Source organism: Kitasatospora purpeofusca (assembly GCF_000718025.1).
GTDB classification, from domain to species: domain Bacteria; phylum Actinomycetota; class Actinomycetes; order Streptomycetales; family Streptomycetaceae; genus Kitasatospora; species Kitasatospora purpeofusca.
In genome coordinates this window covers 51,632-75,740 of sequence record NZ_JODS01000031.1, presented here as the reverse complement: position 1 = coordinate 75,740, position 24,109 = coordinate 51,632, and the positions used below count along the sequence as shown (strand labels likewise).

Annotated in this window: 25 protein-coding genes; 12 read left to right on the top strand and 13 right to left on the bottom strand. The window is 74.1% G+C overall.

Going from position 1 to position 24,109, the window contains the following annotated elements; genetic code table 11:
- Positions 1-44 precede the first annotated feature (44 nt).
- Together IF01_RS0132680 and thpR are read right to left on the bottom strand one after the other, a co-directional pair.
- The gene (locus tag IF01_RS0132680) at positions 45-1,118 is read right to left on the bottom strand and encodes a zinc-dependent alcohol dehydrogenase family protein (RefSeq protein WP_078880526.1); all 1,074 of its coding nucleotides are present in this window, start codon (positions 1,116-1,118) and stop codon (positions 45-47) included.
- A gap of 231 nt (positions 1,119-1,349) precedes the next feature.
- Entirely contained in the window at positions 1,350-1,967 is a 618-nt protein-coding gene (thpR, locus tag IF01_RS0132675; RefSeq protein WP_051742387.1) for an RNA 2',3'-cyclic phosphodiesterase, read from the bottom strand.
- An 823-nt stretch (positions 1,968-2,790) separates the two neighbouring features.
- Here thpR and IF01_RS48635 point away from each other — a divergent pair.
- Positions 2,791-3,237, top strand: coding sequence for a hypothetical protein (locus IF01_RS48635; RefSeq protein ID WP_157855407.1), 447 nt, complete (start codon positions 2,791-2,793; stop codon positions 3,235-3,237).
- 211 nt (positions 3,238-3,448) lie between these two features.
- Complete coding sequence (locus tag IF01_RS0132665; protein WP_030397219.1) at positions 3,449-4,276, top strand: SAM-dependent methyltransferase; 828 nt, start codon at positions 3,449-3,451, stop codon at positions 4,274-4,276.
- Between the two features lie 27 nt (positions 4,277-4,303).
- Here the strand turns inward: IF01_RS0132665 and IF01_RS44515 are convergent, their stop codons facing one another.
- The 5 genes from IF01_RS44515 to IF01_RS47830 form a co-directional block, all read right to left on the bottom strand.
- Positions 4,304-5,263 carry a Scr1 family TA system antitoxin-like transcriptional regulator gene (locus IF01_RS44515; RefSeq protein WP_030397218.1) on the bottom strand — a complete coding sequence of 320 codons (960 nt, stop codon included), beginning with the start codon at positions 5,261-5,263 and terminating at the stop codon, positions 4,304-4,306.
- 122 nt (positions 5,264-5,385) lie between these two features.
- Positions 5,386-5,628, bottom strand: coding sequence for a DUF397 domain-containing protein (locus IF01_RS0132655; RefSeq protein ID WP_369826281.1), 243 nt, complete (start codon positions 5,626-5,628; stop codon positions 5,386-5,388).
- Between the two features lie 227 nt (positions 5,629-5,855).
- Positions 5,856-6,416 carry a dihydrofolate reductase family protein gene (locus tag IF01_RS0132650; RefSeq protein WP_030397216.1) on the bottom strand — a complete coding sequence of 187 codons (561 nt, stop codon included), beginning with the start codon at positions 6,414-6,416 and terminating at the stop codon, positions 5,856-5,858.
- A gap of 309 nt (positions 6,417-6,725) precedes the next feature.
- The gene (locus IF01_RS47835; RefSeq protein ID WP_030397215.1) at positions 6,726-7,250 is read right to left on the bottom strand and encodes a nuclear transport factor 2 family protein; all 525 of its coding nucleotides are present in this window, start codon (positions 7,248-7,250) and stop codon (positions 6,726-6,728) included.
- 5 nt (positions 7,251-7,255) lie between these two features.
- Entirely contained in the window at positions 7,256-8,641 is a 1,386-nt protein-coding gene (locus IF01_RS47830) for an NAD(P)/FAD-dependent oxidoreductase (RefSeq protein ID WP_063764355.1), read from the bottom strand.
- Positions 8,642-8,941: 300 nt separating this feature from the next.
- On the opposite strand from IF01_RS47830, the gene IF01_RS0132635 reads away from it, so the two are divergent.
- The gene (locus IF01_RS0132635; RefSeq protein ID WP_030397213.1) at positions 8,942-10,156 is read left to right on the top strand and encodes a saccharopine dehydrogenase family protein; all 1,215 of its coding nucleotides are present in this window, start codon (positions 8,942-8,944) and stop codon (positions 10,154-10,156) included.
- A gap of 45 nt (positions 10,157-10,201) precedes the next feature.
- Here the strand turns inward: IF01_RS0132635 and IF01_RS0132630 are convergent, their stop codons facing one another.
- Positions 10,202-10,939, bottom strand: coding sequence for a VOC family protein (locus tag IF01_RS0132630; protein WP_030397212.1), 738 nt, complete (start codon positions 10,937-10,939; stop codon positions 10,202-10,204).
- Between the two features lie 262 nt (positions 10,940-11,201).
- Here IF01_RS0132630 and IF01_RS0132625 point away from each other — a divergent pair, with 262 nt between their 5' ends.
- A complete protein-coding gene (locus IF01_RS0132625) occupies positions 11,202-12,683 on the top strand; it encodes a purine-cytosine permease family protein (protein WP_030397211.1) in 1,482 nt (493 codons plus the stop codon).
- Between the two features lie 120 nt (positions 12,684-12,803).
- Here the strand turns inward: IF01_RS0132625 and IF01_RS0132620 are convergent, their stop codons facing one another.
- On the bottom strand, positions 12,804-13,400 hold the full coding sequence (locus IF01_RS0132620) for a TetR/AcrR family transcriptional regulator (RefSeq protein ID WP_037782016.1): 597 nt from the start codon (positions 13,398-13,400) through the stop codon (positions 12,804-12,806).
- A gap of 134 nt (positions 13,401-13,534) precedes the next feature.
- Between IF01_RS0132620 and IF01_RS0132615 the strand changes: the two genes are divergently transcribed.
- The 3 genes from IF01_RS0132615 (at position 13,535) to IF01_RS0132605 (ending at position 15,458) form a co-directional block, all read left to right on the top strand.
- Positions 13,535-14,770, top strand: coding sequence for an FAD-dependent monooxygenase (locus tag IF01_RS0132615; RefSeq protein ID WP_063764354.1), 1,236 nt, complete (start codon positions 13,535-13,537; stop codon positions 14,768-14,770).
- A gap of 68 nt (positions 14,771-14,838) precedes the next feature.
- Entirely contained in the window at positions 14,839-15,090 is a 252-nt protein-coding gene (locus IF01_RS0132610; RefSeq protein ID WP_030397208.1) for a plasmid mobilization protein, read from the top strand.
- Entirely contained in the window at positions 15,087-15,458 is a 372-nt protein-coding gene (locus IF01_RS0132605; protein WP_030397207.1) for a hypothetical protein, read from the top strand. Before IF01_RS0132610 ends, IF01_RS0132605 begins: the two co-directional genes overlap by 4 nt.
- Positions 15,459-15,485: 27 nt before the next feature.
- Here the strand turns inward: IF01_RS0132605 and IF01_RS0132600 are convergent, their stop codons facing one another.
- A complete protein-coding gene (locus tag IF01_RS0132600; RefSeq protein ID WP_030397206.1) occupies positions 15,486-15,968 on the bottom strand; it encodes a GNAT family N-acetyltransferase in 483 nt (160 codons plus the stop codon).
- Between the two features lie 259 nt (positions 15,969-16,227).
- Between IF01_RS0132600 and IF01_RS0132595 the strand changes: the two genes are divergently transcribed.
- The 4 genes from IF01_RS0132595 to IF01_RS0132580 all read left to right on the top strand — a co-directional run bounded on the left by IF01_RS0132595 (position 16,228) and on the right by IF01_RS0132580 (position 18,699).
- Positions 16,228-16,935, top strand: a complete 708-nt coding sequence (locus tag IF01_RS0132595) for an SDR family NAD(P)-dependent oxidoreductase (RefSeq protein ID WP_030397205.1) — start codon at positions 16,228-16,230, stop codon at positions 16,933-16,935.
- A 151-nt stretch (positions 16,936-17,086) separates the two neighbouring features.
- Complete coding sequence (locus IF01_RS0132590) at positions 17,087-17,554, top strand: helix-turn-helix domain-containing protein (RefSeq protein WP_051756639.1); 468 nt, start codon at positions 17,087-17,089, stop codon at positions 17,552-17,554.
- Between the two features lie 91 nt (positions 17,555-17,645).
- Entirely contained in the window at positions 17,646-18,197 is a 552-nt protein-coding gene (locus IF01_RS42665) for an ImmA/IrrE family metallo-endopeptidase (protein ID WP_030397203.1), read from the top strand.
- On the top strand, positions 18,190-18,699 hold the full coding sequence (locus IF01_RS0132580) for a DUF6545 domain-containing protein (protein ID WP_149030554.1): 510 nt from the start codon (positions 18,190-18,192) through the stop codon (positions 18,697-18,699). The genes IF01_RS42665 and IF01_RS0132580 overlap by 8 nt, the downstream gene beginning before the upstream one ends.
- A gap of 97 nt (positions 18,700-18,796) precedes the next feature.
- On the opposite strand, the gene IF01_RS0132575 is transcribed toward IF01_RS0132580, so the two are convergent.
- Together IF01_RS0132575 and IF01_RS0132570 are read right to left on the bottom strand one after the other, a co-directional pair.
- A complete protein-coding gene (locus tag IF01_RS0132575; RefSeq protein WP_063764353.1) occupies positions 18,797-21,007 on the bottom strand; it encodes a tetratricopeptide repeat protein in 2,211 nt (736 codons plus the stop codon).
- Between the two features lie 145 nt (positions 21,008-21,152).
- Entirely contained in the window at positions 21,153-22,370 is a 1,218-nt protein-coding gene (locus tag IF01_RS0132570; protein ID WP_208624379.1) for a hypothetical protein, read from the bottom strand.
- Positions 22,371-23,121: 751 nt separating this feature from the next.
- Here IF01_RS0132570 and IF01_RS0132560 point away from each other — a divergent pair.
- Positions 23,122-23,376: a hypothetical protein gene (locus tag IF01_RS0132560; RefSeq protein WP_030397199.1), complete on the top strand. Its 255-nt coding sequence runs from the start codon at positions 23,122-23,124 to the stop codon at positions 23,374-23,376.
- Positions 23,377-23,419: 43 nt separating this feature from the next.
- On the opposite strand, the gene IF01_RS42660 is transcribed toward IF01_RS0132560, so the two are convergent.
- Positions 23,420-23,764 (bottom strand): 5-carboxymethyl-2-hydroxymuconate Delta-isomerase, encoded by a 345-nt coding sequence (locus IF01_RS42660; protein WP_037782013.1) that lies wholly within the window; start codon positions 23,762-23,764, stop codon positions 23,420-23,422.
- Positions 23,765-24,109: the final 345 nt, after the last annotated feature.

Here is a 24,109-nt window from a genome sequence, read left to right as displayed (position 1 = left end):
CGTCCCGACCGGCACCCCCGTGGCCGGTCGGGACGGGGTGCCGGTCAGCCGACGGCGATGACGACCTTGCCCAGCGGGTTGGCCCGCTCGTAGTACTCGTAGGCCGCCGCGGCCTCCTCGAACGGGAAGACCCGGTCGACGACCGGGCGCAGGGCGTGCTCGGCGACGAAGTCGTTCATGGCCGCGAACTGGGCGTGGCTGCCGACCGCCACCGCGCGGACGGTCGCGGCGACGCCGAAGAGCAGGCGCGGGTCGAGCGGCGGCCAGTCGCCGGAGACGGAGCCGACCAGGGCGAGGTGGCCGTCGACGGCGAGCGACTTCAGTGACTGCTCCAGCGAACCGGCGGTGTCGACGACCCGGTCGACGCCGCGTCCGCCGGTCAGCTCCCGGACCGCGGTGTGCCAGTCGGGCCGGTCCCGGTAGTTCACCACCTCGTCGGCGCCCAGTTCGCGCAGTCGCCGCTCCTTCGCCGGGCTGCCGGTGGTGGCGATCACCCGCGCGCCGAGGGCGTGGGCGTACTGGAGCGCGAACAGGGACACTCCCCCGGAGCCGGTGGTCAGCACGGTCTCCCCGGGGCGCACGCCGCGGCCGTCGCCGGTCAGCGCGTTCCAGGCGGTGAGGCCGACGCAGGGCAGGGTGGCCGCCTCCTGGTAGGAGAGGTGGGCGGGGACCGGCAGCAGGGCCTGCTCGGGGAGGACGGCCAGCTCGGTCAGCATCCCGTCCAGCGAGCCGCCGAGCTGCGGCAGCAGGTCCGCCGCCAGCCGGCCGTCCCGCCAGTGCGGGAACAGGGTGGCGGTGACGCGGTCCCCCGGGCGCGCCCACCGGACGCCCGGTCCGACGGCGACGACCTCGCCCGCGCCGTCGGAGACCGGGACGAGGTCCGGCTTGACCGGCAGCACGTACTGGCCGCGCAGCACCAGCAGTTCCCGGAAGCTCAGCGAGACCGCGCGGACCGCGACCGCGACCTCGCCCGGCCCCGGGGTCCTCGGCCGGGCCGTGCGCAGCGACAGCCGGTCGAGGCCGCCGCCCTCGCCGAGGTGGTAGCTGCGCACCGTGGAGGGGAACGCGGCGGCGATTGTCGGGACGGCGGTGGTCGCGGCGGGCGCGGTGGTGGTCATGGTCGTTCCCCCGGTGGTGAGGTGTTCGCTGTGTGCCTCCACCGTGCCGCCGACCCCGGTCTCCGCTCAATTCCCGGCCGGGAATGACGACCGGCACCTCCCCGATCGGCCCGCGGCCCTCCCCCGGGCGCTTCGCCCGTTCGGGTGACAATGCGCGGCCGTCGCCCCGCGACCCGGCAGACTGCCCTGACCGTCCCTGCCGCCGGGGCGGTGGGGTGCGTGTCCTCCCGGCTACCGGGCGGTGGGGGCTCCCTCGCCGCCGCTCGGGACGGCGGAGCCGAACCGCCATGCCTCGATGTCGCGGTAGCGGATCGGCCCGGGGCCCCGGCCGATGTTGCTGCCGACGAGGTGCAGCCGTTCGGTCGGCCACGGCCGGCCCTCGAAGCCGGTGAGCCCGGCGGCGGCCAGCGGGACGCTGGTGGCGTCGTCGCGGCGGGAGCGGGCCAGGGTCAGATGGGGGCGCAGCGGGCGGTCCCTGAACGTGATGCCGCAGGAGCCGACCACCGCGCGGACGTCGGCGGCGAGGGCGTGCAGCCCCTCCAGGTCGCCGTCGATCCCGCTCCACAGGAGGCGCTCGTCGAAGTGGCCGCCGCCGCGCAGGCGCAGGTCCAGGGCGGGGCGCGAGGCCGCCGGGGCGGCCAGGGCCGCGCGCAGCGGGGGCACCGCCGTGGAGGGCAGTTCGCCGAGGAAGGCCAGGGTGATGTGCCAGTCCTCGATCCGGTTCCAGCGCAGTCCCGGGAAGGTCTCGTAGGCGGGGCGCAGGGCCCGGGCCAGTTCGTCCTTGGCGTCGTCGGGCGGGGCCAGGGCCACGAACACGCGCAGGGTCGAGGGCTCGGGGTGATCGTTCACGAAGGGGAGGTTAGCCCAGGCCGGAGCGGCCCGGCCCACCGGTGCCCGGGGTGCGGGCGCCGCAAGGGCGGAGTGCGGCCGCCGGAGGAACAAGGTGCCGGCGCAGGAGGGGCGGGGCGCGGGCGCCGCGGGGGTGCTGTCGTCCCCGAGGGGGAACGGCGGGCGATCGTACCTGGTCGGGAGGGGGCGGTCGGGGCCGACGCCAGCCCGGATTCGACCGGGTCGCGACCGGATCCGACCGGGGGATCCCGCGCGGTCCGGAACGGCCGGAACGCGCCCGCACGGACGGTACGGTTCTGCTCAACGGCCTTTCCCCGTAATGGGGTTGCCCCACCCAGTGGTAGCACACCGAGTGGGGCGCACGGGCCGATCAAGGAAGATGAGGCACACCTGTGTATGACCGACCCTCCCGGGGGCGGGCGGACCTGCCCCCGGTGATCTCCCACGCTAGCAGGGGCGGCAGCGCGGCCACGGGATTTCGCAGCCTGCGCGCCACCCCTGGCGGGGCCGACTCGACCGGCCGCCCGTCCTGTTCGCGACCGACCGGGCGGCGTACGCCGGCGGCGCGGCCGTGCGGGAACACCTCGCGACGGTCCCCGGCCTGCTGAGGGCGGGTCGGACCGCCCGGACCCGGGCCGCGACCGACCCGCCGGACCCGCCACCGCCGAACGAAGAGCATCCGGCCCCCTCCTGGCGGAGGCCGGACGGCACGCGCCCCCGCCCCGGAACTCCGGCCCCGGCGCGCGCCCCGCGCACCACGCGCACCTTCCGAGCCACCCGACTGCCCCCGCACACCTGCGACCCGACCCCGATCGGAGGCACGGTGCCCAGTCCGCACAGGCCCGCGACCGGCCCGGCCGGCTACGCGGCCTTCGTCCAGCTCCACCGCCACAGCTACGAGCAGTACGCCCGCGCCCGCCTGGGCGACCGCTCGCTGGCGGCGACGGTCGTCGCGCGGGTCCTGCGTCGGGCCGAGCTGGACTGGAGCGCGGCACTCCGCGGGGACCCCGCCGCCTTCACCTGGGACGTGCTGAGGGAGAGCGTCACCTCGGCCCGGGCCGAGGCCGCCGACGCGCCGGCGGACGACCTGCACCGGGCGCTGCCCGACCGGCCGGCCGACGCCGCGCTCCTGCACGAGCGCCTGGGCCTCGCGCCCAAGGCCGCCGCCGCCCTGATGGGCCTGGGCGAACCCGAGTTGCAGGTCCAACTCCGGGCCGCCCGCCGGATCCTGGCCGAACTCGACCCCGGCGGCCGGAACGGGGGCGCCTGACCGGACACCCCTCGAAGACGCCCCTCGAAGACGCCGCCCCACCGTGGCACGCCCGACCGCTCCCCCGCGGACGCCGGTGCGCCACGGCATCGCCATGCCCCGCCACAGTTCACCCACCCGGGTTGTTTCAACCGCGATCGGGCCGACCTAGGATGACGTGTCATCACAATGGCTTGTCGACAAGGAACTTCGGCACACCCAAGGGGGTACCGTGAACGACGCGAGGGCCGAATCGCGGGAGCACTACGTTGACGCGGACACGCCCAGCGCGGCGCGGATGTACGACTACCTCCTGGGCGGGCACTACAACTACCCGTGCGACCGCGAGGCCTGCGACCAACTGCTGGTGACCGCCCCCAGCACCCGGGAGCTGGCGCTCAACAACCGGGCCTTCCTGGAGCGGGTGGTGCGCCACATCGCCCGGCGCTACGGGATCAGGCAGTTCCTGGACCACGGCTCGGGCCTGCCCACCCAGAACAATGTGCACCAGGTCGCCCAGAGCGTCGATCCGGACAGCAAGGTGGTCTACATCGACAACGACCCGCTGGTCCTCGGCTACGGACGCGCGTTCCTGGAGGAGAACCGGAACGTGCTCATCCTGCCCTCGGACATGCGGGAGACCGCGGCCATCGCGGCCGACGCGGCGCGGATCATCGACTTCCGCCGGCCGGTGGCCGCGCTGTTCGTGTCGGTGCTGCACTGCGTCCCCGACGACGACCGGGGGAACCCGCGCAGGATGGTCGAGGACACCGTGCGGCTGCTGGCCCCCGGCAGTGTCGTGGTGATCTGCCAGCTGGTCAGCGAGGACGCCAGGATCCGGGACGCGGTCACCGAGCTGATGCGGGAGCAGACCGGCGGCCGCTGGGGCCGGGTGCGGACCAAGGCCGAGGTGGCCGAGCTCTTCACCGTCCCCCGGCTCCGGATCGAGGAGGAGGTCGGCCTGCTCGACGTCACGGACTGGCGGCCGGACACCGAGCTGGTCCGGCGCCAGGCCACCCAGGAGTGGATCGAGTACGGAGGCCTGGCCACCGTCCACTGAGGCCCCCGGCCGGTCGCGGTGGCGGCGTCAGAGGCGGGCGCGGTGCCAGTCGAGCGCCTCGGCGACCAGTTCACGGCTCGGCACCGGCCCGGGAGCCTGACGGATGACGCTGTCGCTGAGGTCCTGGTAGTCGAGGTAGTCGCTGTCCGCCGCCTCGCCGGCGATCGGGCCCCGGTGGAACTCGGCCCGCCCCCCGGCCTCGGTGTAGATGACGTCCGGGGCCGCGAACGAGCCCCGTTCGAAGCTGAGCCGGATCAGCGAAGTCACCTGGAGCGCGAGGGGGTTCTCCGCCGCGATCACCCTGACCGCGACCGGCGAACGCTCCTCGTCCACGTGCCGCAGCAGCACCGACAGCTGGTCGACCATCATCCGGGGCTCGCCGAAGTCGGCGTAGAGGGCGCCGCGCTGGACGAAGAAGGTCGACCTCGGGAGCCGGCGCGCGAAGCGGTCGGCGCGCAGGCCCCGGACCTCGATGATCCGGTCGGCGAGCCTGCGCTGGCTGGCGAGCAGGGTCCGGCCCGTCACCACCTCGCGGTACCGCGGGATCTGGAGCACCCCGGGGATCACATTGGTGTCGATGATGACCTGCCGCGCGGCCCACTCCTCCAGGCTGGTGAGCCGCAGCATGGAGTCCGGCACGGCCTCGCGGTAGGCGGCGCGGGAGCGGGTCCGCACCGAGTTGGCCCACCCCTCCGCCGAGGCGTCGTGGGCGAGTTGGAGCAACTGTGCGCGCCGGGGCCCGGGCCGGACCCCGAGGGCGTCCAGGAGGACCTCGACCACGGCCGGCTTGTCGATCCGCATCTCGCCGTTCTCGATCCGGCTGTAGACCGACGTGGAGACCTTGACCCTGGTCCGCTGCAGCACCTGCCGCTGGGTCAGGGTGCCGCGTTCGATCTTCAGCTCCGCACCCAGGAGCAGGGCGGGAACGCCCCAGGACCCCGGCGGGTCGGGCGCGGGACGCCCGAACGGAACTGCACGGTCCTCCATGGGCAAAGGGCCCCCCTTGGGCACAATCTCGAAGCTCACCCCGAACGGTCGGGTTCAGCTTCACACAAGGGGGGCTCCGTCGTCACGCCGGACCGCTGGACCCGGGTGCCGGTACTACGAACTCAAACCGCCAGACGGTCGAATTCACCGTTCTTCACGCCGCTGAGAAGTGCCGCGATCTCCGGCGCGGTGAGGACCAGGGCCGGACCGCTCGGGAAGCGGCTGTTGCGCAGGGCCACTTGGCCGTCGTCCAGTTTCCGCAGCTCCACGCAGGCGCCCGTGCCCTGGCTGGCCCGGGCCTTCTGCCAGCCGTCCGTCGCCTCGATGACGTCGGCCGGCATGCCGTTGAAGTAGTCGATCACGATCAGCCATCTCCACTGTCCGATGGGCGCCCGCTCCTCCGATCTTCATACGGCACGGAGAAGTGCCCTGGTGGGACTCCTGCGCAATCCCGTGCGGGATTGCGCACGCCGGGCGACTTGAATCATTCACCTCGACAATCGAACAGCGCCACCCCCTAATAGGGTGAATGCGGATCGCTTTATGCATACCTATTGTCAGCGGCTGATAGCACTGTCGGACGGACCGCGTGCTACCGGTCCGCCGGGCCGTAGACGGTGTTCAGGACACCGCTGGCGAAGGCCGTGCTGCTCAGGAGCTTCAGCCGGATCGGGTCGACGCCCTCCTCGAACAGGCGGATGCCGCGCCCGACCGCGATCGGGTGGACGAGCAGGTGCAGCTCGTCGATCAGCCCGGCGGCCAGCAGCGCCCGCACCACCGAGACCGAGCCGGACATCCCGATCGGGCCGCCCTCCTCCTGCTTCAGCGCGGTGACGCCCTCGACCAGCCCGCCCTTCAGCTGCTCGGAGTTGCGCCAGGTCAGCTCCAGCTCCGAGCGGGAGACGACGACCTTGCGCGCGTCCCCGAGCGCCTTGGCCATCCCGCCCTCCTCGCCGCCCGCGTCCTCACGGTGCGGCCAGGTCGCGGCGAAGGTGTCGTAGGTGGCGCGGCCGAGCAGCACGGTGTTCGCCTCCGCCAGCCGGGCACCGACCGCCGCGCCCATCTCCGCGTCGAAGTAGGGGAAGTGCCACTGCTCCGGGCTCTCCACCACGCCGTCGGCGGCGATGAACAGACCTGCGGTGAGCTTGCGCATCAGGATCTCCCTGTGTCTTGGGGGTTGCTTGCTTTCATACGGTCAGACCGGCCGGCGGGGCGGAACTCATCGGTCCCGGCGGAAAAAGTTCTTCCGGAGCACGCGCGGGGCCGCCGCACCCCCGTGCCCGGCGGCCGCCGCCCGCGTTCTGACAACGCAGAAGCTAGGTTGCTTTTCCAACTTTCACAACGCACATGCGCCACATATCAAGCATTTCCGCAGGTCAATGGCTCCATGATCATTGCAACGGGCCTGAATTCAATGCAACGAAAAGGGGTCCAGCCATTGCAATGGTCCGACGCTGAACGCTCAGGCGGAGGGTGCGGTACCGGAGAAGGGGGTGCGGACCTCGGCCGGGGCGAGCAGGGTGGCGGGGAGGGCGCCGAGCTGCTGGAGCACCGCGGTGCAGTCGTACGCGTCCACCGACCTGACGATCCGCCCGTCCTCGGCGAATTCGAGCTGGCTCATCACGTACAGCGAGAAGCTCTTCCCCCGGCTGGACTGCGGAAGGCAGAGGAACGGCTCCCTGATCGTGGCGCCGTACCGCACGTGCGCCACCGCGTGCGACCGGCCGACCAGCACGCCCGCGCTGACGGACCGGATGTCGGAGAACAGCGTGCCGGCCCGGGCGAAGTACTCGTGCAACTCCCGGTGCCCCCGGTAGGTGTGGCCGAACGCCATGTCCTCGATGACGGCGTCCTCCGTGTAGTACGCCAGGGCGTCGGCGGGTGCCGTCGGGGACTCCCACATCGCCACCCAGCGTTCCACGAACGCCTTCCGCTCGCTCTCGTCGAATTCCGGCACGTCGAATTCCGGCACGTCGAATTCCGGCACGGGGATCAGTCCTCTCCGGGAAGGGCGCCGACGGTCGTGGTGCGGGGCGGTGACCAGTGGCGCAGCACCGAGGCCAGCACCCTCGGCCGCGCCAGCTCCGCCGGGGAGCCGGTGAGGCTGACGGCGTTCCAGACTGCGGCGGCCACCCCGGCGTCGGCGGCCGCGGCGCGCATGGTCGCCCGGAAGGAGTGCGCCAGCAGGCGGGCCAGCACGGGGTGGGTGCCCGGGACCTGCGGCATGGACCGGTCGGCCATGGTCGAGAACAGCCACGGGAGCCGCACGGCGCGGGCGGCCTCGCGGTAGAAGCGCCGGGGAAGGCCGTCGACGCCGCCGTCGTCGAGGCAGGTCCGCAGGGCCTTCGCCTCCAGGGCGGCGACGGTCATGCCCGCCCCGTAGATCGGGTTGAGGCTGCACACCGCGTCGCCGACCGAGAGCAGTCCCTCGGGGAGCCGGCGCAGCCGGTGGAAGTCCCGGCGGACCGAGGCCGGGTAGCGGAACGAGGAGACCCCGGAGAGGGGCTCGGCGGCGCGCAGGGCGGCCCGGGTGTCGGCGGCGAGCAGTCCTGCGGCGAAGCCGAGGAACTCCTCCGGCGTGCCCGGTGGGTGGTTGTCCTTGCCGAATCCGTAGAGGGAGAGGACCCAGGCGTCGTTCTCCTGCTGGGTGAGGACGGCGCCCCGCGGGCGGGCCTGGGTGGCGCCGATCAGGACGCCCTTGGCAGCGCCCAGTGCGCCCGGCGGCACCCGGTAGCGGCGGCTGGCGTAGGCGACGCCGACGTGGAGACGCCGCGTCACGGGCTCCTGGTAGCCCAGGGCCCGGTGCCAGACGGCGCCCCTTCCGGCGCGCCCCGTCGCGTCCACCACGAGGTCCGCGTCGACGGTCTCGACGGAGCCGGCCTCCGCCGGGCGGGCCAGCCGGACGCCGGTCACGCCGGCGGAGCCGGCGGCGACGGGAGCCGTGGCCTCGAGTCCGGTCCGCAGGTCGACGTTCGGAAGGGCCCGGACCCTGGCGCGCAGCCGCTCCTCCAGGAAGGGCCGGCTCACCTGGAGCACCCGGCCGAGCGGCACCTGTCGCAGGCGCGAGCCGAAGAACACGATGTCGAGCTCGTCCAGGGCTCCGGCGAGGGTACCGCCCGCGGCCGCCAGCTCCTCGACGAAGCCGGGGAAGGACTCCTCCAGGACTTCGGCGCCACCGGGTGTGAGCGAATGGACGTGCGCCCCCTGCGGCACTCCGCGCCGGACCTCGGGGACGGCCGGGAAGGTGTCCCGTTCGACGACGGTGACCCGCTCGAAGGCCCCCGACAGGGCCTGGGCGGCGCACAGGCCACCGATGCCCGCACCGAGCACGATCGCGTGGTTCGTTCCCCTGCGGCTGCGGACGGGCGCTGGCTTCACGGTCGGCTCCGATCGCTGGTTTCCTGCCGTCGGGCGCGCGGTCCCACCTTCCCGTTCCGCACCCGGCCCACACCCTCGGGCACCCGCGCGTCCGGGTGACGGCGGTGGACGACGGTCGCTCGGCCGGGGCGGGTGACGGCATGCGACGGCATTGCGACGGCCGATCGGCCCGGCCCGGACGGACGCGGCCCGCCGTGGGACCGAGGCACCGGACGCATGCCGCCCGAGGCCGCCTCGTTGACAGTGCCGCGGCGGGCTCCTAGCGTGGCGCGGGCGATTACCCACGAGTAGGGACTGTTGATGGCCGCAGCGCGCCCGTACGACCTCGTCCTGTTCGGCGCCACCGGGTTCACCGGCCGGCTCACCGCCGAGTACCTGGCCCGGGCCGCGCCCGAGGGCTGCCGCTGGGCGCTGGCCGGCCGGGACGCGGACCGGCTCGCCGCCGTCCGCGCCGCGCTGGCCGCGATCGATCCGCGCTGCGCCGGGCTGCCGCTGCTGGTCGCCGACGCCGGGGACCGCGAGGCCCTGCGGAAGGTGGCCGCCTCGGCCCGGGTGGTGGTCTCCACGGTCGGCCCCTACCTGCGCCACGGCGAGCCGCTGGTGGCCGCCTGCGCGGACAGCGGCACCGACTACGTGGACCTCACCGGCGAGCCGGAGTTCGTCGACCGGATGTATCTGCGCCACCACGAGCGGGCGGTGGCCACCGGCGCGCGGCTGGTCCACGCCTGCGGCTTCGACTCGGTGCCGCACGACCTCGGCGTGCTGTTCACCGTCGAGGAACTGCTGCGCCGCGGCGCGCAGCCGGAGCGGATCTCGGTCGAGGGCTTCGTCCGCGTCGCCGGAACCGTCTCCGGCGGAACGCTGGCCTCGGCGATGACCGCCTTCTCCAGGCCGCGCGCGATGGCGCGGGCCGCCCGGGAACGCCGCGCGGCCGATCCGCGGCCCGCGGGACGGCGCGTCCGCACACCGGCCGGCCGCCCGCACCGCTCCCGGGCGGCCCGGGCCTGGGCGCTGCCGCTGCCCACCATCGACCCGCAGGTGGTGGGGCGCTCGGCCGCCGCACTGGACGCCTACGGCCCGGACTTCGGCTACACCCACTACGCCGCGGTGCGGCGGCTGCCGATCGCGGTCGGCGGCGTCGTCGCGGTCGCGGCGCTCGCCCTCGCCGCCCAGCTGCGGCCGCTGCGCCGCGCGCTGGAGGGGCTGCGCAAGCCCGGCGAGGGCCCGGGCGAGCGGCAGCGGGCCGGGTCCTGGTTCACCGTGCGGTTCGTGGCCCGGACGGGCCTCGGCCGGCCGCTGGTCACCGAGGTGTCCGGGGGCGATCCCGGCTACCAGGAGACCGCGGTCATGCTCGCCGAGTCAGCGCTCTGCCTCGCCTACGACGACCTGCCGTCCACGGCCGGGCAGCTGACCACGGCCGTGGCGATGGGACGTCCGCTGATCGACCGGCTGGCCTCGGCCGGGCTCTCGTTCCGGGTCCTGGACGCCCCGCCGACGGGCGCGCCCGGGCGCTGAGGGCCGCCGGGGTCCGTCGAGGTCCGTCGGGGGCGCCCCCCGGTCTCACTTGGGGCTGAGGAGGCAGAACTCGTTGCCCTCCGGGTCGGCCAGGACCGTCCACGAGATCGCGGACCGGTCGAACCCCGGATCGGTGGCTCCCAGGGCGCGCAGCCGGGCCGCCTCCACCTCCACGTCGCCACCCGGGTAGGGGCGGACGTCGAGGTGGACGCGGTTCCACCCGGTCTTGGCGTCGGGGGTGCGGACGAACTCCAGGTACGGGCCGACGCCCTGGGCGGAGCGCAGGCTCGCGTGGTCGTCGGCGACCTCGTGCACCGTCCAGTCCGTCGCCTCGCCCCAGAAGCGGGCCATCTCGCGCGGGTCGGCGCAGTCGACCACCACCGCCGCGACCGGCCCGGTGTCCCCGTAGACCGGGCGGGGCTCCAGGACGCAGAACTCGTTGCCCTCCGGGTCCGCCATGACCGTCCAGGGGACGTCGCCCTGGCCCACGTCGGCGAGGGTCGCGCCGAGGTCCTTCAGGCGTGCGACCAGCTCGGCCTGGTGGGCGGCCGAGGTGGTGGCCAGATCGAGGTGCACCCGGTTCTTCCCGAGCTTGGGCTCCGGACGGGCGACGAGGTCGATGAAGAGCACCGACGGGTCCGGGTAGGGCAGCCCCACCGGTTCGAGGTTGGTCACCCCGGGGCCCTCGCTCTCGATCCCCCAGCCGAGCGCCTCCGCCCAGAACCGGCCCAGCGCGGTGTCGTCCTGGGCCTTCATGTTGATCTGCACAAGTCGTGTTGCCATGACCAAGATCATATGAGCGGTCCCCGGATCCGTCGACGGCGATTCCGGGGCGGTGCAGGAGTCGGGAACGGACCCCGGGGCGGGGCGGGATTGGAGCCGGGGCCGGGGCCGGGGCCGGAGGTGGGGCCCGGACGTGGGGCCGCGTTCCAGGTCGTAGCGGGCAAAGTAGGATGACCCAACCTTCGCGCTACGCGCGAAGACTTCCATAAATGTTCGACTTTGACCGATTAATCTCCCGCTTCACACGCACGGAGCCACCCTCATGGACAACCCGTCCACCGCCGACACCGACGGCGCGATGGAGACCCGCGGTATCGAACCCGTCCCGGACCACGAGCGCCGGGGCAGAGTGCGCGAGCTCTTCCCGACCTGGGTCGCGGCGAACATCAGCGTCCTGCTGCTCACCATGGGGGCAGCCCTGGTGGTGTTCAACCAGCTGAACTTCTGGCAGGTCCTGATCGTCGCCGCGTGCGCCGCGCTCGCCTCCTTCGGCATGGTCGGGCTGCTCTCGGTCTCCGGGAAGTGGGGCGGGGCCCCGGGTGCCACGCTCTCCCGGGCCACCTTCGGCGTGCGGGGCAACCTCTTCCCCGGCGCGATCCTCTGGATCGCCCGGTTCGGCTGGGAGACGATCAACGCCGTCACCGGCGCCTACGCGGTGCTGACCGTGCTCGACCTGCTCCTCGGTGTCAGGAGCAACACCGCGCTGATCGTCGTCACGCTCTTCCTCTTCGTCGCCTGCACCTTCCTGGTCTCCGGCCTGGGCCGGAAGGCGCTGAACGTCTGCAACACCTGGTCGACCTACCTCTTCGGCGTCTTCAGCGTCCTGGTGCTCGGCTACCTGGTCGCGACCATGGACTGGAGCGAGGTCTTCGCCAAGCCCGCGGGCACCACGGCGATGATGGTCGCCGGCATCGGGACCATCGCCGCCGGCGGCATCAGCTGGGTCCCCACCGGCCCCGACTTCGCCCGCTACCTGCCGCACTCGGCCTCCGGCCGGAAGATCGTCGGCGTGACGGTCTCCGGCGCCGGCCTGGTGATGGTGCCGATGGTGCTGATGGGCGCCGTGATGGCGGTGGCCTCCCCCGGCCTGGCCGAGGCCGCGGACCCGGTCTCCTTCCTCGGCGACCTGCTGCCGACCTGGCTGGCCGTGCCGTACCTGCTGACCGCGATCGTGGGCATGCTGCTGATCAACAGCCTCTCCATGTACTCGGCCGGCTTCACCGCCCAGACCATGGGCGTCAAGCTGCCGCGCGCCATGGCCGTCAGCATCAACGCCGTGATCTCGCTGGTCGGCGGCCTGCTGCTGATGCTGGTCGCCACCAGCTTCCTGGGCTCCTTCATCACCTTCCTGATCCTGCTCGCGGTCTCCTTCTCGGCCTGGATCGGCGTCTACGCGGTGGACATGTTCCGCCGCCGCTCGCGCGCGGTGCGCTACGACGCCGCCGCGCTGATGGACACCGGCCGGAGCAGCCGGTACTGGTACGTCGGCGGCTTCTGCTGGCAGGCGATGGTGTCGTGGGTGCTGGCGCTGCTGGTCGGGCTGGCCTTCACCAAGTGCGACTGGTTCGCCGGGCCGCTGTCCGACACCCCCGTCGGCCGGTACGGCCTCGCCTGGGCGGCGACCATCGTGGTCTCCGGCGTGATCATGGCCGTTCTGCCCGTCCCCCGGGAGAACACGCCCGTCGACGCGGAGCGGCCCGCCGAAGCGGCGGCGGAGGAGCGGCCCGAACGGGTCGCCGTCTGACCCCCGGCTCCTGCCACCCCCGAGCCCTTCGGCTCCGACCGCCCCGGCCGCTTCGGCCGGGGCGGTCCTGCGTGTCCGGGGCGGTCCTGCGTGTCCGGGGCGGGGCGCCGGGGCGGCCGCTCAGCCGTGGTCGAGCAGCACGGCCAGGTACCGCGCAGCCTCGTCGCGCAGTTCCTCCGCCGTCGGGACGCGGTCGTGCCCGCTGCCGGCAGTCGAGTTGAACAGCACCCCGTCGCACCAGCGGATCAGCCGCCGGGCGTCGCCCGCCGGATCGGCGGAGCCGCACCGCGCCAGCAGGGCGGTGGCGAGGTCGGTGAAGCGGGCGCCCAGCCGGTCGTAGCCGGTGCGCAGCTCGGGGCGGCGGGTGGCTTCCAGGGCGAGTTCGAGCCGGGCCAGGGTGAGCGTGCGGCCGACCGTGAGCGCCCGGTGCAGCAGGTCCGCTCCGCCCTGGACCAGCAGTTCCCGGGCCTCGGCGCCGTCGGGGAGCTCGCCGGCCGTGACCGGGCTCCCCTCGGTCTCCCGTTCGACGATGCGGGCGAGGGCGAGGTCGAGCAGGGCCGCCCTGGTCCGGGCGAGGTTGGAGGTCGAGCCGGCGGGCAGTCCGGCCTCCTCGTCCACGGCGCGGTGGGTCAGCCCGCGCAGGCCGCGTTCGGCGATCAGGGCGATGGCGGTGTCGGCGATCAGTGTCGGGCGGTGCGGCGTCATGGATCCGATCATGGCCCCTCCCTCGGGCTGCCCCGACCGGGGCTCGAAATGTTCTCACTACAAGAGTAGTCCACGTCCACTACAGGTGTAGTACGGTACTGCCCAGAGGCCACTACAGCCGTAGTGGCGGGGAGAAGGGGCTCACCATGTTCACCACGGACGCGCGCCCGGCGATCGTCATCGGCGGCGGGATCGGCGGGCTCGCGGCCGCCCTCGCCCTGCACCGGCAGGGCATCCCGGTGACCGTCCACGAGCGCGCGACATCGCTCGAACCCGTCGGGGCCGGACTGGCCCTCGCCCCCAACGCCCTGCGCGCCCTCGACCGGCTCGGCGTCGGCGAGCGCCTGCGCGCCCTGGCCGCCCCGCATCCGGCGATCGGCCTGCGCCGCCCCTCCGGCCGCTGGCTCGCCCGCATCGACACGGCGACCTTCGAGGCCCGCTTCGGCGACACCGTCGCCGCCGTCGCCCGCGCCGAGGTCGTCGCCGCCCTGGTCGACGCCCTTCCCGAGGGCACTGTCCGCACCGACTCGCCCGCCGCCCTCGTCACCCCGGGGAGCGACACCGAACCCGCCGTCGTCCGCACCGGCGACGGGGACCAGTCCGCCGCGCTGGTCGTCGCCGCCGACGGCATCCGGTCCGCGAGCCGGGACCTGCTCTTCCCCGGGCACCCGGGCCCCCGCTACAGCGGCTTCACCAGCTGGCGCACCATTGTGACCCCCGCCCGCCGGCCGGAGGCGGCCGGCGAGATCTGGGGACGCGGGCAGCTCGCCGGCGTCGTACCGCTCGCTGACGGCAGGGTCTACGTGTACGGCGCGGCGCTCGCCCCGGCCGGCGCCCGGGCCGCCGACGGCGACGAGAAGGCCGAACTCCTGCGCCGGTTCGGCACCTGGTGCGCGCCCGTGCCCCAGCTACTGGCGCTCGCCGAACCCGGGCGCGTCCTGCGCCACGACGTCTGGGACCTCGCCGATCCCCTGCCCGCCCACCACCTCGGCCGGGTCGCCCTGCTCGGCGACGCCGCCCACGCGATGTGCCCGTTCCAGGGCCAGGGCGCCTGCCAGGCGATCGAGGACGCCGTCGTCCTCGCCGCCCCGCTCACGCCGTCCACGGACCCGGCCGCCACCCTCCCCGGCTACACCGCCGCCCGCCTGCCGCGCACCACCGGCATCGTCGCCGGCTCCCGGCGCGTCGGCGACCTCGTCGCCCTCCGGACCCCCACCGCCGCCTTCCTGCGCGACACCGCCCTGGCCCTCGCCGGCCTGCTGCCCGCGCGCGCCCTGCTCGGCCGCTCCGGCCCGACGTACGACTGGCGGCCCCCGGCGCTCGGTGGGTCGGCCCTCGACGTCCCGGCCCTCGGCACGTCGGCCCTCGACGCCTCGGCCTGAGGGGGTCGGGCTCCCGCCCGGGCACGCTCGTCTTGTAGCCAGATGTACGCGCCGCTACGCTGCCACGCGTGAAGCAACTGAACCTGCGCATCGACGAGGAAACCCACGAGGCCCTGGAGCAGCGGGCGGAGGCGGCCGGTATGAGCCTGCCGGACTACGCCCGCAAGGTCCTGGCCGAGGAGGCCGACGAGCGGCGCGAGCGGTTCCTCACCGCCGCCGCGCACTTCTCCCAGGTGTGGGCGCCGGCGTTCGAGGCCGAGTTCGGCCCCTACCCGCAGGGCGGGGCCGGGCACCGGTCCGGAACGGCGGACGCGGCGTGATCCTGCGCGTCGACCGCACCTGGCTGCTGGAGGTCGCCCAGCAGTTCCTGCGTGCCGATCCCGATGTCACGGACTACGGCACCCTCGCCGCGGCGGTGGCCCGCCATGTCGACGAGGTGATGGACGTGGCGGTGTACGGCGCCGTGCACCAGCGCGCGGCCGCCCTCATGCACCAGCTCATCCGCGTCCCCGCGCTGGAGTTCGCCAACGAGCACTTCGCGGCCGTCGTCGCCGCGTCCTACCTCAGCGCCTCCGGGGTCATCGTGACCGCCGAGCCCAAGGCGGCCGTCGACCTCGCCGCGCGGATCCGCGACGGCCGGGCCGACGTCCGCGAGACCGCCACCGCCATCCGCGCCTGGTACCGCTGAACCGGGCCGGGCCGGGCCTGTCGGCGGTCAGAGCGCGAGCGAGAACCTGACCTTGGGCCGCCCCAGCGCGCCCGCGCGGTGGTAGAAGCGGACGGCGTCGGTATTCCAGTCGGGGGTCTGCCACTGCACCTCGGCGGTGCCCTGGGCCTGAGCCGCGTCCTTCACCGCGTCAAGCAGGGCGCGCCCCCAGCCCTCGCCCCGGTGCGGCTCGGTGACGAACAGGCAGTCCAGGTGAACGTGTTCGGCAGCCTGCCAGGTGGAGAACTCCCGGGACCAGGAGGCGTAGCCGAGCAGTTCGCCGCCGCGGTCGACCACCAGGCACCAGGCCCTCGGGTCGGGCCCGAACAGTGCCGGCTCCAGCCGGGAGGCGAGGTCGGCGGGCACCGGTCCGGCGTCCTCGAAGGCGGCGTGGGCAGCGCAGAGCCGCGCGATCGCGCGCAGGTCGGCGGGCACGGCCGGGCGGATCGCGCCGGCCCTGGCGGTAGTGGTGGCGGGGGTGGTGGCGGGCATCGGGTGACCTCGTGTTCCTGCTGGTCGGGGCGGGATCCGGCGGGCCGCGCCGGACTCCCCGGTCGGCCAGGACCCCATCCTGCGGTCCCCGGTCCGGCTCGCACGAGTGGCGTGAACGCCCGGGACCGCCAAGATCACGCCACGACCGCCGGCCACGGGGGTCGCAGGCCCTTCGGTACGCCCGGCGTGGAACACTGCGGTGGCCGCCGGGGGACGGACGTCGTGCCTCCGGTCCCGATCGTCCTGCCGAGGAGCGCGCATGAGCACCACCCCGCCGGTATCGCTGGCCACGGGCGCCAACCGGGGCATCGGCCGGGAGACCGCGCGTCAGCTCGCCGGGCTCGGCCACACCGTCCTGCTGTGCGCCCGCCGGGCCGCCGACGCCGAACGGGCCGCGGCCGAACTGGCGCCCGGCGTCCCCGGCACACTGCTGCCGTACCGGCTGGACGTCACCGACGCCGAGGGCGTCGACGCGCTGGCCCGCACCGTCGACGGGCGGTTCGGCCGCCTCGACGTGCTCGTCAACAACGCCGCCGTCAACTACGACACCGGGCGACGCGCCACCGACGTCGACCTCGACGAGGTCGCCCGCACCCTGGAGACCAACCTGTTCGGCGCCTGGCGCACCGCGCAGGCGTTCCTCCCGCTGCTGCGCCGGTCGGCGCACCCGCGCCTGGTCAACGTGTCCAGCGAGTCCGGATCGCTGACCCACATGTCGGGCGGGACGCCCGCCTACGGGGTCTCGAAGGCCGCCCTCAACGCGCTGACCCGCAAGCTCGCGGCCGAGCTGCGCGCCGACCGGATCCTCGTCAACGCCGTCTGCCCCGGCTGGATCGCCACTGACATGGGCGGCCCCGGCGGCGCGCCCGTCGACCGGGGCGCCGCCGGCGTCGTCTGGGCCGCGACCCTGCCCGACTCCGGCCCGACCGGCGGGTTCTTCCGCGACGGGAAGCCGCTGGACTGGTAGGCGGCCCGCCCGGCCGGGGAGTTGGGGTATGCACCGTCGCCGTCCCACGGACAGGGGGTTTGACGGCGGCCCCTAGAATGGGTGATCGGTCGCGAGTGGTGGTTCCGCACACGCACGGGGCGTGTCCGCGGGGTGAGGGAAGAGGTGCGCCGTGCCCGAAGCAGACTCCGGTGCGTCCACGCTCGCCGCGAAGCTGGACCGGTTGTTCGACGTGGTCCGCCGTCCCGACCGCGAGCCGTACAGCCACGAGGAGGTCGCCCGGGCCTGCCGGGAGGCGACCGGCGAGACCTTCTCGGCGACCTATCTGTGGCAGCTCCGCACCGGCCGCCGGGACAATCCGACGAAGCGCCATCTGGAGGCGCTGGCCCAGTTCTTCCAGGTGCCGCCCGCGTACTTCTTCGACGACCGGCAGAGCGTGCGGATCACCGAGGAGCTGGCGCTGCTCGGCGCGCTGCGGGACGCCGGGGTGCGGGACGTGGCGCTGCGCGCGGTGGCCCTGTCGCCCGAGGGGCTGGGCACGATCAGCGACATGATCGAGGCGATCGCCCGCCGCGAGGCCGCCGGCAGGCCCGACGCCGGGGCCGGTGGCGGGGTCGGTGGCGGGGCCGGCGGCAGGTAGCGGCAATCGTTGTCGAAGCGGTTCTCCCCGGGCGCCCCCGTCCGTAGGATCGCCTCCCGACTCGGGCGGTGGAGCAGCAGGGGGTACGGACGTGGGGCATCCGGATGGGGTCGAGCGCGGGCTCTGGCGTCGATGTCGCGGCGTCGCGGACTCGATACCGCTCCCGGAGCCCTTCGACATCCGGGCGCTGACGGACTCGCTGGCCCGGCTGCGGGGCAGACCCATCGAACTGGTCCCGCTCTCCGGCCCCGCGCACTCGCCCTGCGGTGTGCTGATCAGCACCGACCGCGCGGACTACATCGGTTACGCCGTCGACACCACCGCGCTGCACCAGCAGCACATCGTGCTGCACGAGATCGGCCACCTCCTCTGCCGGCACACCGGGGACGGCGCCGTGCTCGGCGAGGACGTCCGGGAGGCGTTGACGCCCCGGTTGTCGGACGAGCTGGTCCGCCGGGTGCTCGGACGGTCGGCGTACACCCAGCGGCAGGAGCAGGAGGCGGAGCTCGTCGCCTCGCTGGCCCTGCACCGGGTGCTGCGGCGTCAACGGTCCTCGGTGGTCGGGCAGCTGGCCGAGGGCGTCCTCCGGCTGGGAGCCGGACGCGGCGGAACGCGGGCGCGTGGAACGGCGCGGCATGGGTGAGGGGGGCGGACCGGTCCGGGACTGGGCCGACCTCCACCGGCTCGGTCCCCTCTGGTCGGCGCTGCGGGCGGAGCGTCCGGAGATCGAACTCGTCACCCCCGAGCCGTGGTTCGGACCCGGGGGCGGTCGGCGCGGGGGCGTCCGGTTCGCGCTGTTCCGGCGGATCATCGAGATCCGCGACGGCCAGCTGTCGCTGCGCCCGTATCTGCACCCCCGGGTGCCGTTCTGGGTGGGCGAGGTGGTCCGCCCGATCGGGACGGAGGAGTTCGCGATCGTGGTCGAGGCCGCCGCGATCGCCGCCGCCCTGGAGGCGGCCCGCGCCGGGCACCGCTTCCCCGTCGGCCCCGCCGAGGGGTGGGTGCCGCACCAGCTCACGGCCGGTCTGCGCGAGGAGGCGGCGTGGCTGGTCGAGGTGGCCGCCGCCTATCGCCGTTCACCGGTGATGGCCCATGTCCGGCGCCGGGTGCGGGCGGAGCTGGCCGGGGTCGCGACGGCGCGGTGACGTCCGACGCGCCGACCCGGCCGCCCCGCCGGACGTGCGACGGGGCGGCGGGGCGGTTGGTGCGGCGTACTCCAACGGTGCTGTCGGGAGGGCTGGTTCAGCCTCGGGCCAGCTCGGGCATCAGCCCGTACACCTGTTCCGCCGCCCCGGCATCGGCCTCCAGGCAGGCGAGCAGATCGGCCTTGGCCGCCTCGGGACGGTCCAGCCCGAGCAGACAACGGGCCCGCTGAAGGCGCGCGTCGACGTCCTCGGTCGCCTCGACCACCTCGTCCAGCAGCCGGACGGCCTCCCCGTACCGGCCGGCGTCGTGGTGGACCACGGCCAGGTTGAACCGGATGCCAGGCTCCGCCGACAGCTCGACCGCGCGCGCCAGGTGGCTGCCCGCGCCGTCCAAGTCACCTTCCTGATAACGGAGTTCGCCGAGCAGCGCCCATGCCTCGGCGGAGCCGGGGTCGACGTCGACGGCCTCCGCGTAGGCCCCGGCCGCCGCCGCGAGGTCCTCCTCCGCGGCCAGCAACTGCCCCTTCAGGCAGAGGAGTCGGGCGTTCTTCGGGTTCCGCTCCAGCCCGGCGCCGATGTCCGCCCGGGCGAGGTCGTGGGAGCCGGTCTCGATCAGCAGAGCGGCCCGGTTGATCCGGGCCTCGTCGAACTCCGGGTCGAGCTGGAGCACATAGCCGAAGTCCGCCGCCGCGGCCTCGGTCTCGCCCAGCTCGGCCAGCACGTCCGCCCGGTTGAAGTAGGCCTCGGGGAACGGCGGGGAGAGCCGGATGGCGTGCTCGTAATCGGCCAGGGCCCGCTCCGGCTCACCGAGGTCGCGCCAGAGCATGCCCCGGTCGAAGTGGTACTCGGCGTAGTTGGGGTCGCACTCGATCACCGCGGTGTAGTCGGCGACGGCCTCGGTGTGGTGGCCGAGTGCCGCGTGCACCTGGGCCCGGTTGTAGAGCAGCACCGAGCGGTGCAGCGCGTGCTCGTCGGGTTCCAGGGTCTCGTCCAGCCGGGCGATGCAGGCGTCCAGCAGTTCCAGCGCCGCGGCCGGGCGCCCCTGGTGGACCTCGATCAGCGCGAGCCCGTTGCGGTTGAACACGACCCGCGCCTCCCGCTCCTTCGGGTCCGGGTGCCAACGGGCGAAGGCGATCGCCTGGTTGACCCAGGCTCGGGCCAGCTGGTGGTCGCGGCGCCCGGCCTCGAAGTGCCGGGTGTGCAGCATCGCGGTGGCGTACGCGGCCTGCATGTGGACCTCGGGCGAGGCGCTGAGCGCACGGGCCTCGTCGTACAGCGGCAGGGCCCGCTCCGCCAGGCCGAGCGCGGCGTAGGAGGTGGTCATCTTGGTGGTGAAGGCCCACCAGTGGTTCGGGTTGCTCTCGTGCGTCACCAGCCGGCGGCCGCGCTCGCCGAGGTCCACCACGGCGTGGTAGTAGCCGAGGTCCATGCAGTGGTCGAGGGCGTGGCGCAGGACGTCCGCCCCGATGCCGGCGGGGTCGCTGCCGTGCTCCGCGTGCCAGGCGATCGCTCCCAGCCGCAGCGAGGACTCGCCGGCCGTCTCCAGTTCGGCGCGCCGCAGGTCGTGCAGCCGGGCGCGTTCGTCGGCCGGGAGTGCCAGGTAGGCGGCGAGCACGTCGGCGTCGTCACCGATGCCGTCGGCGGCGATGTGGGCGCGGCCGAGTTCGGCCTGCCCGCGCGTCGCGGGCCCCGGGTCGGCCCGGTCGAGTACCGGATCGTCCTGGTCGTGCGCCGCGCAGTGGGCGGCGAGCGCGTCGGGCAGCGTCTCGCGGCCCGGACCGTCCGGGCGCTCCAGCGGCTCGGTGCCGGTGGTCACGACCACGGTCAGCAGTGCCGGGTCGATCCGTCGCAGCAGGACGGCGAGGAATTCGCCGTCGGTCGGATCGGCCCGGTGCGCGTCCTCGACGAGCAGGGTGTGCGGGCCGGTGCCGAGGGCGCGCAGGTACGCCTCCAGGAACTCGACCAGGCCGTGGGCGATCCGCAGGGTGCGCAGCGCGGAGTAGAAGCGGGTGCGTTCCTTGGGCACGGCGAGCGAGGTGAGTGTCTCGCGGGTGGCGGGCACCAGGTCCCGCAGTTCGGGGGTGGTCGAGAGGAGCTCGATGTCGTGCCCGGCGACGGCTTCGGGGCAGCGCGCGAGCGCGTCGGGGAGGGTCGCCCGCAGGATCGACCCGACGGCGGTGTAGGGCCCGCGCAGGCGGCGGTCCGCGTTCACCACGGCGAGCACGGGCGGCAGGTCGAGCGTCGCGCGGGCGGCGGCGCGGGCGGGGCGCCCGGCGGCGCGGACCCAGTGGTGGCGGTGTTCGGCCATGGCACAGCTGCCTTTCGTGCGGTGACGGGGAGGTGGGGCAGGTGGTCGCGGGTGGTGACGCGAACGGTGGGGCGGGTCGTCCGGGGCGAGGCCGTCCCGGGGTGAGGCGGTCCGTGTCGGGCCGTCCGGGGCGAGGCCGTCCGTGTCAGGCCGACCGGGCGGGGGCGGGGCGCCGGGCAGCGCGGCGCTCCCGGACGGCGAGGACCACGACGGCGGCGGTCTGGGCGAGGCTCAGCAGCAGCAGGACGATCGAGTCCAGCCGGGCGGCCGTCGACCCCTGGCCGGTCATCCGCAGCCACACGTCGTGCAGCAGCCGGTACGCCGTCGGTACGACGACGCCGGCGAACATCGTCAGGGTGAACGCGTAGCCCACGACCATCAGCCAGGAGTACCAGCGGGCGGCCCGCCGGTCGACGGGATGGTGGACCTCCAGGTCCACCGGCGGCCGCCCGGTGACCCGCCCCACGGTGTTGCGGAGCACGTCGACCGCGGCGGCGTGCAGGTTCACGCAGCCGAGCGCGGTGCTGAGCAGCACATAGAGGTCGGTGCGCAGGTAGAAGAAGCCCTGCCAGGCCAGCCGCAGCACCGTGGCGTAGGCGATCGCGAGGCAGAGCCGGGCGACGGTGGCGGCGCCCCCGCGCGTCGCGTCGGCGACCAGGGTGAGGACGGCGATCGCCAGCACGTCGGCCAGCATGCCCGCCAGGATGGGCAGGTAGCGCTGTCGGCGCGGCACGCTCACCAGGCCGTCGAGCGAGGTCTCCAGCACCAGGTACACCAGGCGGTGCCCGACCGAGAGCCGTGAGCGCAGTCCCAGCCGGCGCCCGGCCAGCGCGTGGAACGCCTCGTGCAGCGCCAGCAGCGGCGCCTGGCCGAAGAACAGGAGCAGGACGACGAGGGTGTAGGACGTGGTGAAGAACAGGTTGTCGGTGCGCGGGACCAGGGCGGGCACCCGGACCATCTCGACCGCGGCGAGGGCCGTCACGAGTGCGTAACCCACCAGCGCCGGGCGGCCGAACACGATTCCGCCCAGGCGCTGCCAGCGCACCGGCGCGGTCTCGACCGTCGGCGCGTCGGCGGGGCGGAGGAGGTCGAGGTCCGCGAGCACTTCGACCAGGTCGGCGATGTCCACGCTCTCGCCGTGCGCGGTCCGGTAGCGCTCGGCCGCCTCGCGCGGGGTGAGGCCGTCGGCCAGCATCCGGACCAGTTCCGCGCCGTCGGCCGGGAAGACGGCGTAGGTGTCGGTCTCCGGGCTGCCGATGGTGACTTCGTCGGCCTCCTCCAGGTAGACGAGCCGGCGCAGGGGCAGCGGTCGGTCCAGGTCGAGGCCCGGGGCGTCGGAGTTGCTGTCCACCGGGGAGTGCACGGGGCCTCCTTGCGGGAGGTGGGGCGGGCGGAGGGAACGGACGGATGGAGCGGGTGAACGGGTGGAACGGGGTGGAACGGGGTGAACGGTGTGAACGGGTGGAGCGGTTCGACCGGTTGAGCGGTCGGAGGGAGCGGTGCCGGTCGTGATGCGCCCGACCGGCACCGCCGTCCCCTGCCCTCGGGGTCGGATCAGACCTGCACCATGCAGTCCCACGGCAGGTACAGCGCACGCGCCGTGCTGGTCAGGCGGACCGGGCCGGCCTTGCGGACGACGATCTTCTTCATGACGGACACCTCCTTCCACGACTAGTGGTCGAGGCCATGAGGAGGCATGAGCTGAGATGAATGTGGTTCTCCATCTCAGCCACACCAGCTGGCCGAGGCCAAGAGTGATGAACCCCCGTCACCCGCGTCAAGAGAACGGCACACCGGCGATTGGCAAACCCCCGGGCAAGACGAGGTCGAGCGCGCAGGTCAGGGCCGACTTCCACGGGGCCGGCCGGGGGCGACGAAGTCCGCTTGCGGCCGCCGGGCGGGCTTCGATGCCGCGCCAGAATATAAACTGAAATGAATTACACCCGGCGGCCGACGCGCTCCTGGACCCCGGGGCGAGGACGCCCTCCGCCCTCGATCGATCCCGACCGTCCGGCGTCTGTCGGACCGTCACATCGATTGCTACAGTCCCTGCTTGCAACGACAGCGCACGTGCCGTTTCCCGCACCATCCATCCAGGACAGTGGAGAACAGCCATGGGTTCGCTTCCTCGCCGCATCGCCGCCGTGACCCTCGCCACCGTGGCCCTGCTCGGCGCCGCGGGCACCGCCGCCGAGGCATCGGTCACCGCGACCAAGCTCTTCAGGGCCTACGGCCCCAACCCGTCCGCCGCCACCAACCGGGCCTGGGCCGCCGCGCACGCCGCGGGCTACACCGACGCCCAGTGCAGCTCGGAGGTCGAGGTGATCGCCCCCGGCTACTGGGAGGTCATCCTCACCTGCGTGAGCTGACCGGACCTCGCACGGCGCCCCGCCCGGCGGGGCGCCGGACCCACTACCGGTGGTGGACGAAGCGGTAGGTGGCACGGTCCAGTTCGGTGACCTCGACCCCGATCGCGGCCGGCACGGTGACGCAGGACTCCAGCACGGCGAGCACCCGGGCGGTCAGCTCCGCGCGCTGCTCCACGCTGCGGCCTGCCAGGATCTTGATCTCCACCAGCACCACCGCCTCCCCCGTCGTCCCGTCACCGACCACGTACCGCGCGGCCGGGCGGAAGACGGTCTTGCAGTCCGGCACGGTGGTGTCGATCACCTCGGTGATCGCCCGGTGCACCTCCTCTGCGAAGACGGCACGGTCGAAGTCGAGCTCGGCCGAGTGGTCGACCAGGATCTGCGGCAAGGGAACCTCCGGAGACAGGACCCGCCGGGGCCCGGCGGGCGGTGCCCGCGACGCTACCGCCCCACGCCCGCGCCCGCGGACCGCCCCGCGTTCGCCGAGTACGTCCGGCGGTGCCTGCCGGCCGGCCAGGAGACGTTCACCGAACACGTGCGGGTCGCGATCCTCGCCGCCCGCGCCTGACGGCCCGCGCCCGGGCGCGGACGGCACCGGCCGCCCGGCCCCGGGGAGGGGGCGGGCGGCCGGTGGTGTCCCGGGGGCCCGTTCCCCGGCCGCCTGCCGGGGAAAGGGTGGACCTGCGTGGCCCGGGTCACGGGGCCGGCGTCAGGGGGCCGGCGTCAGGGGGCC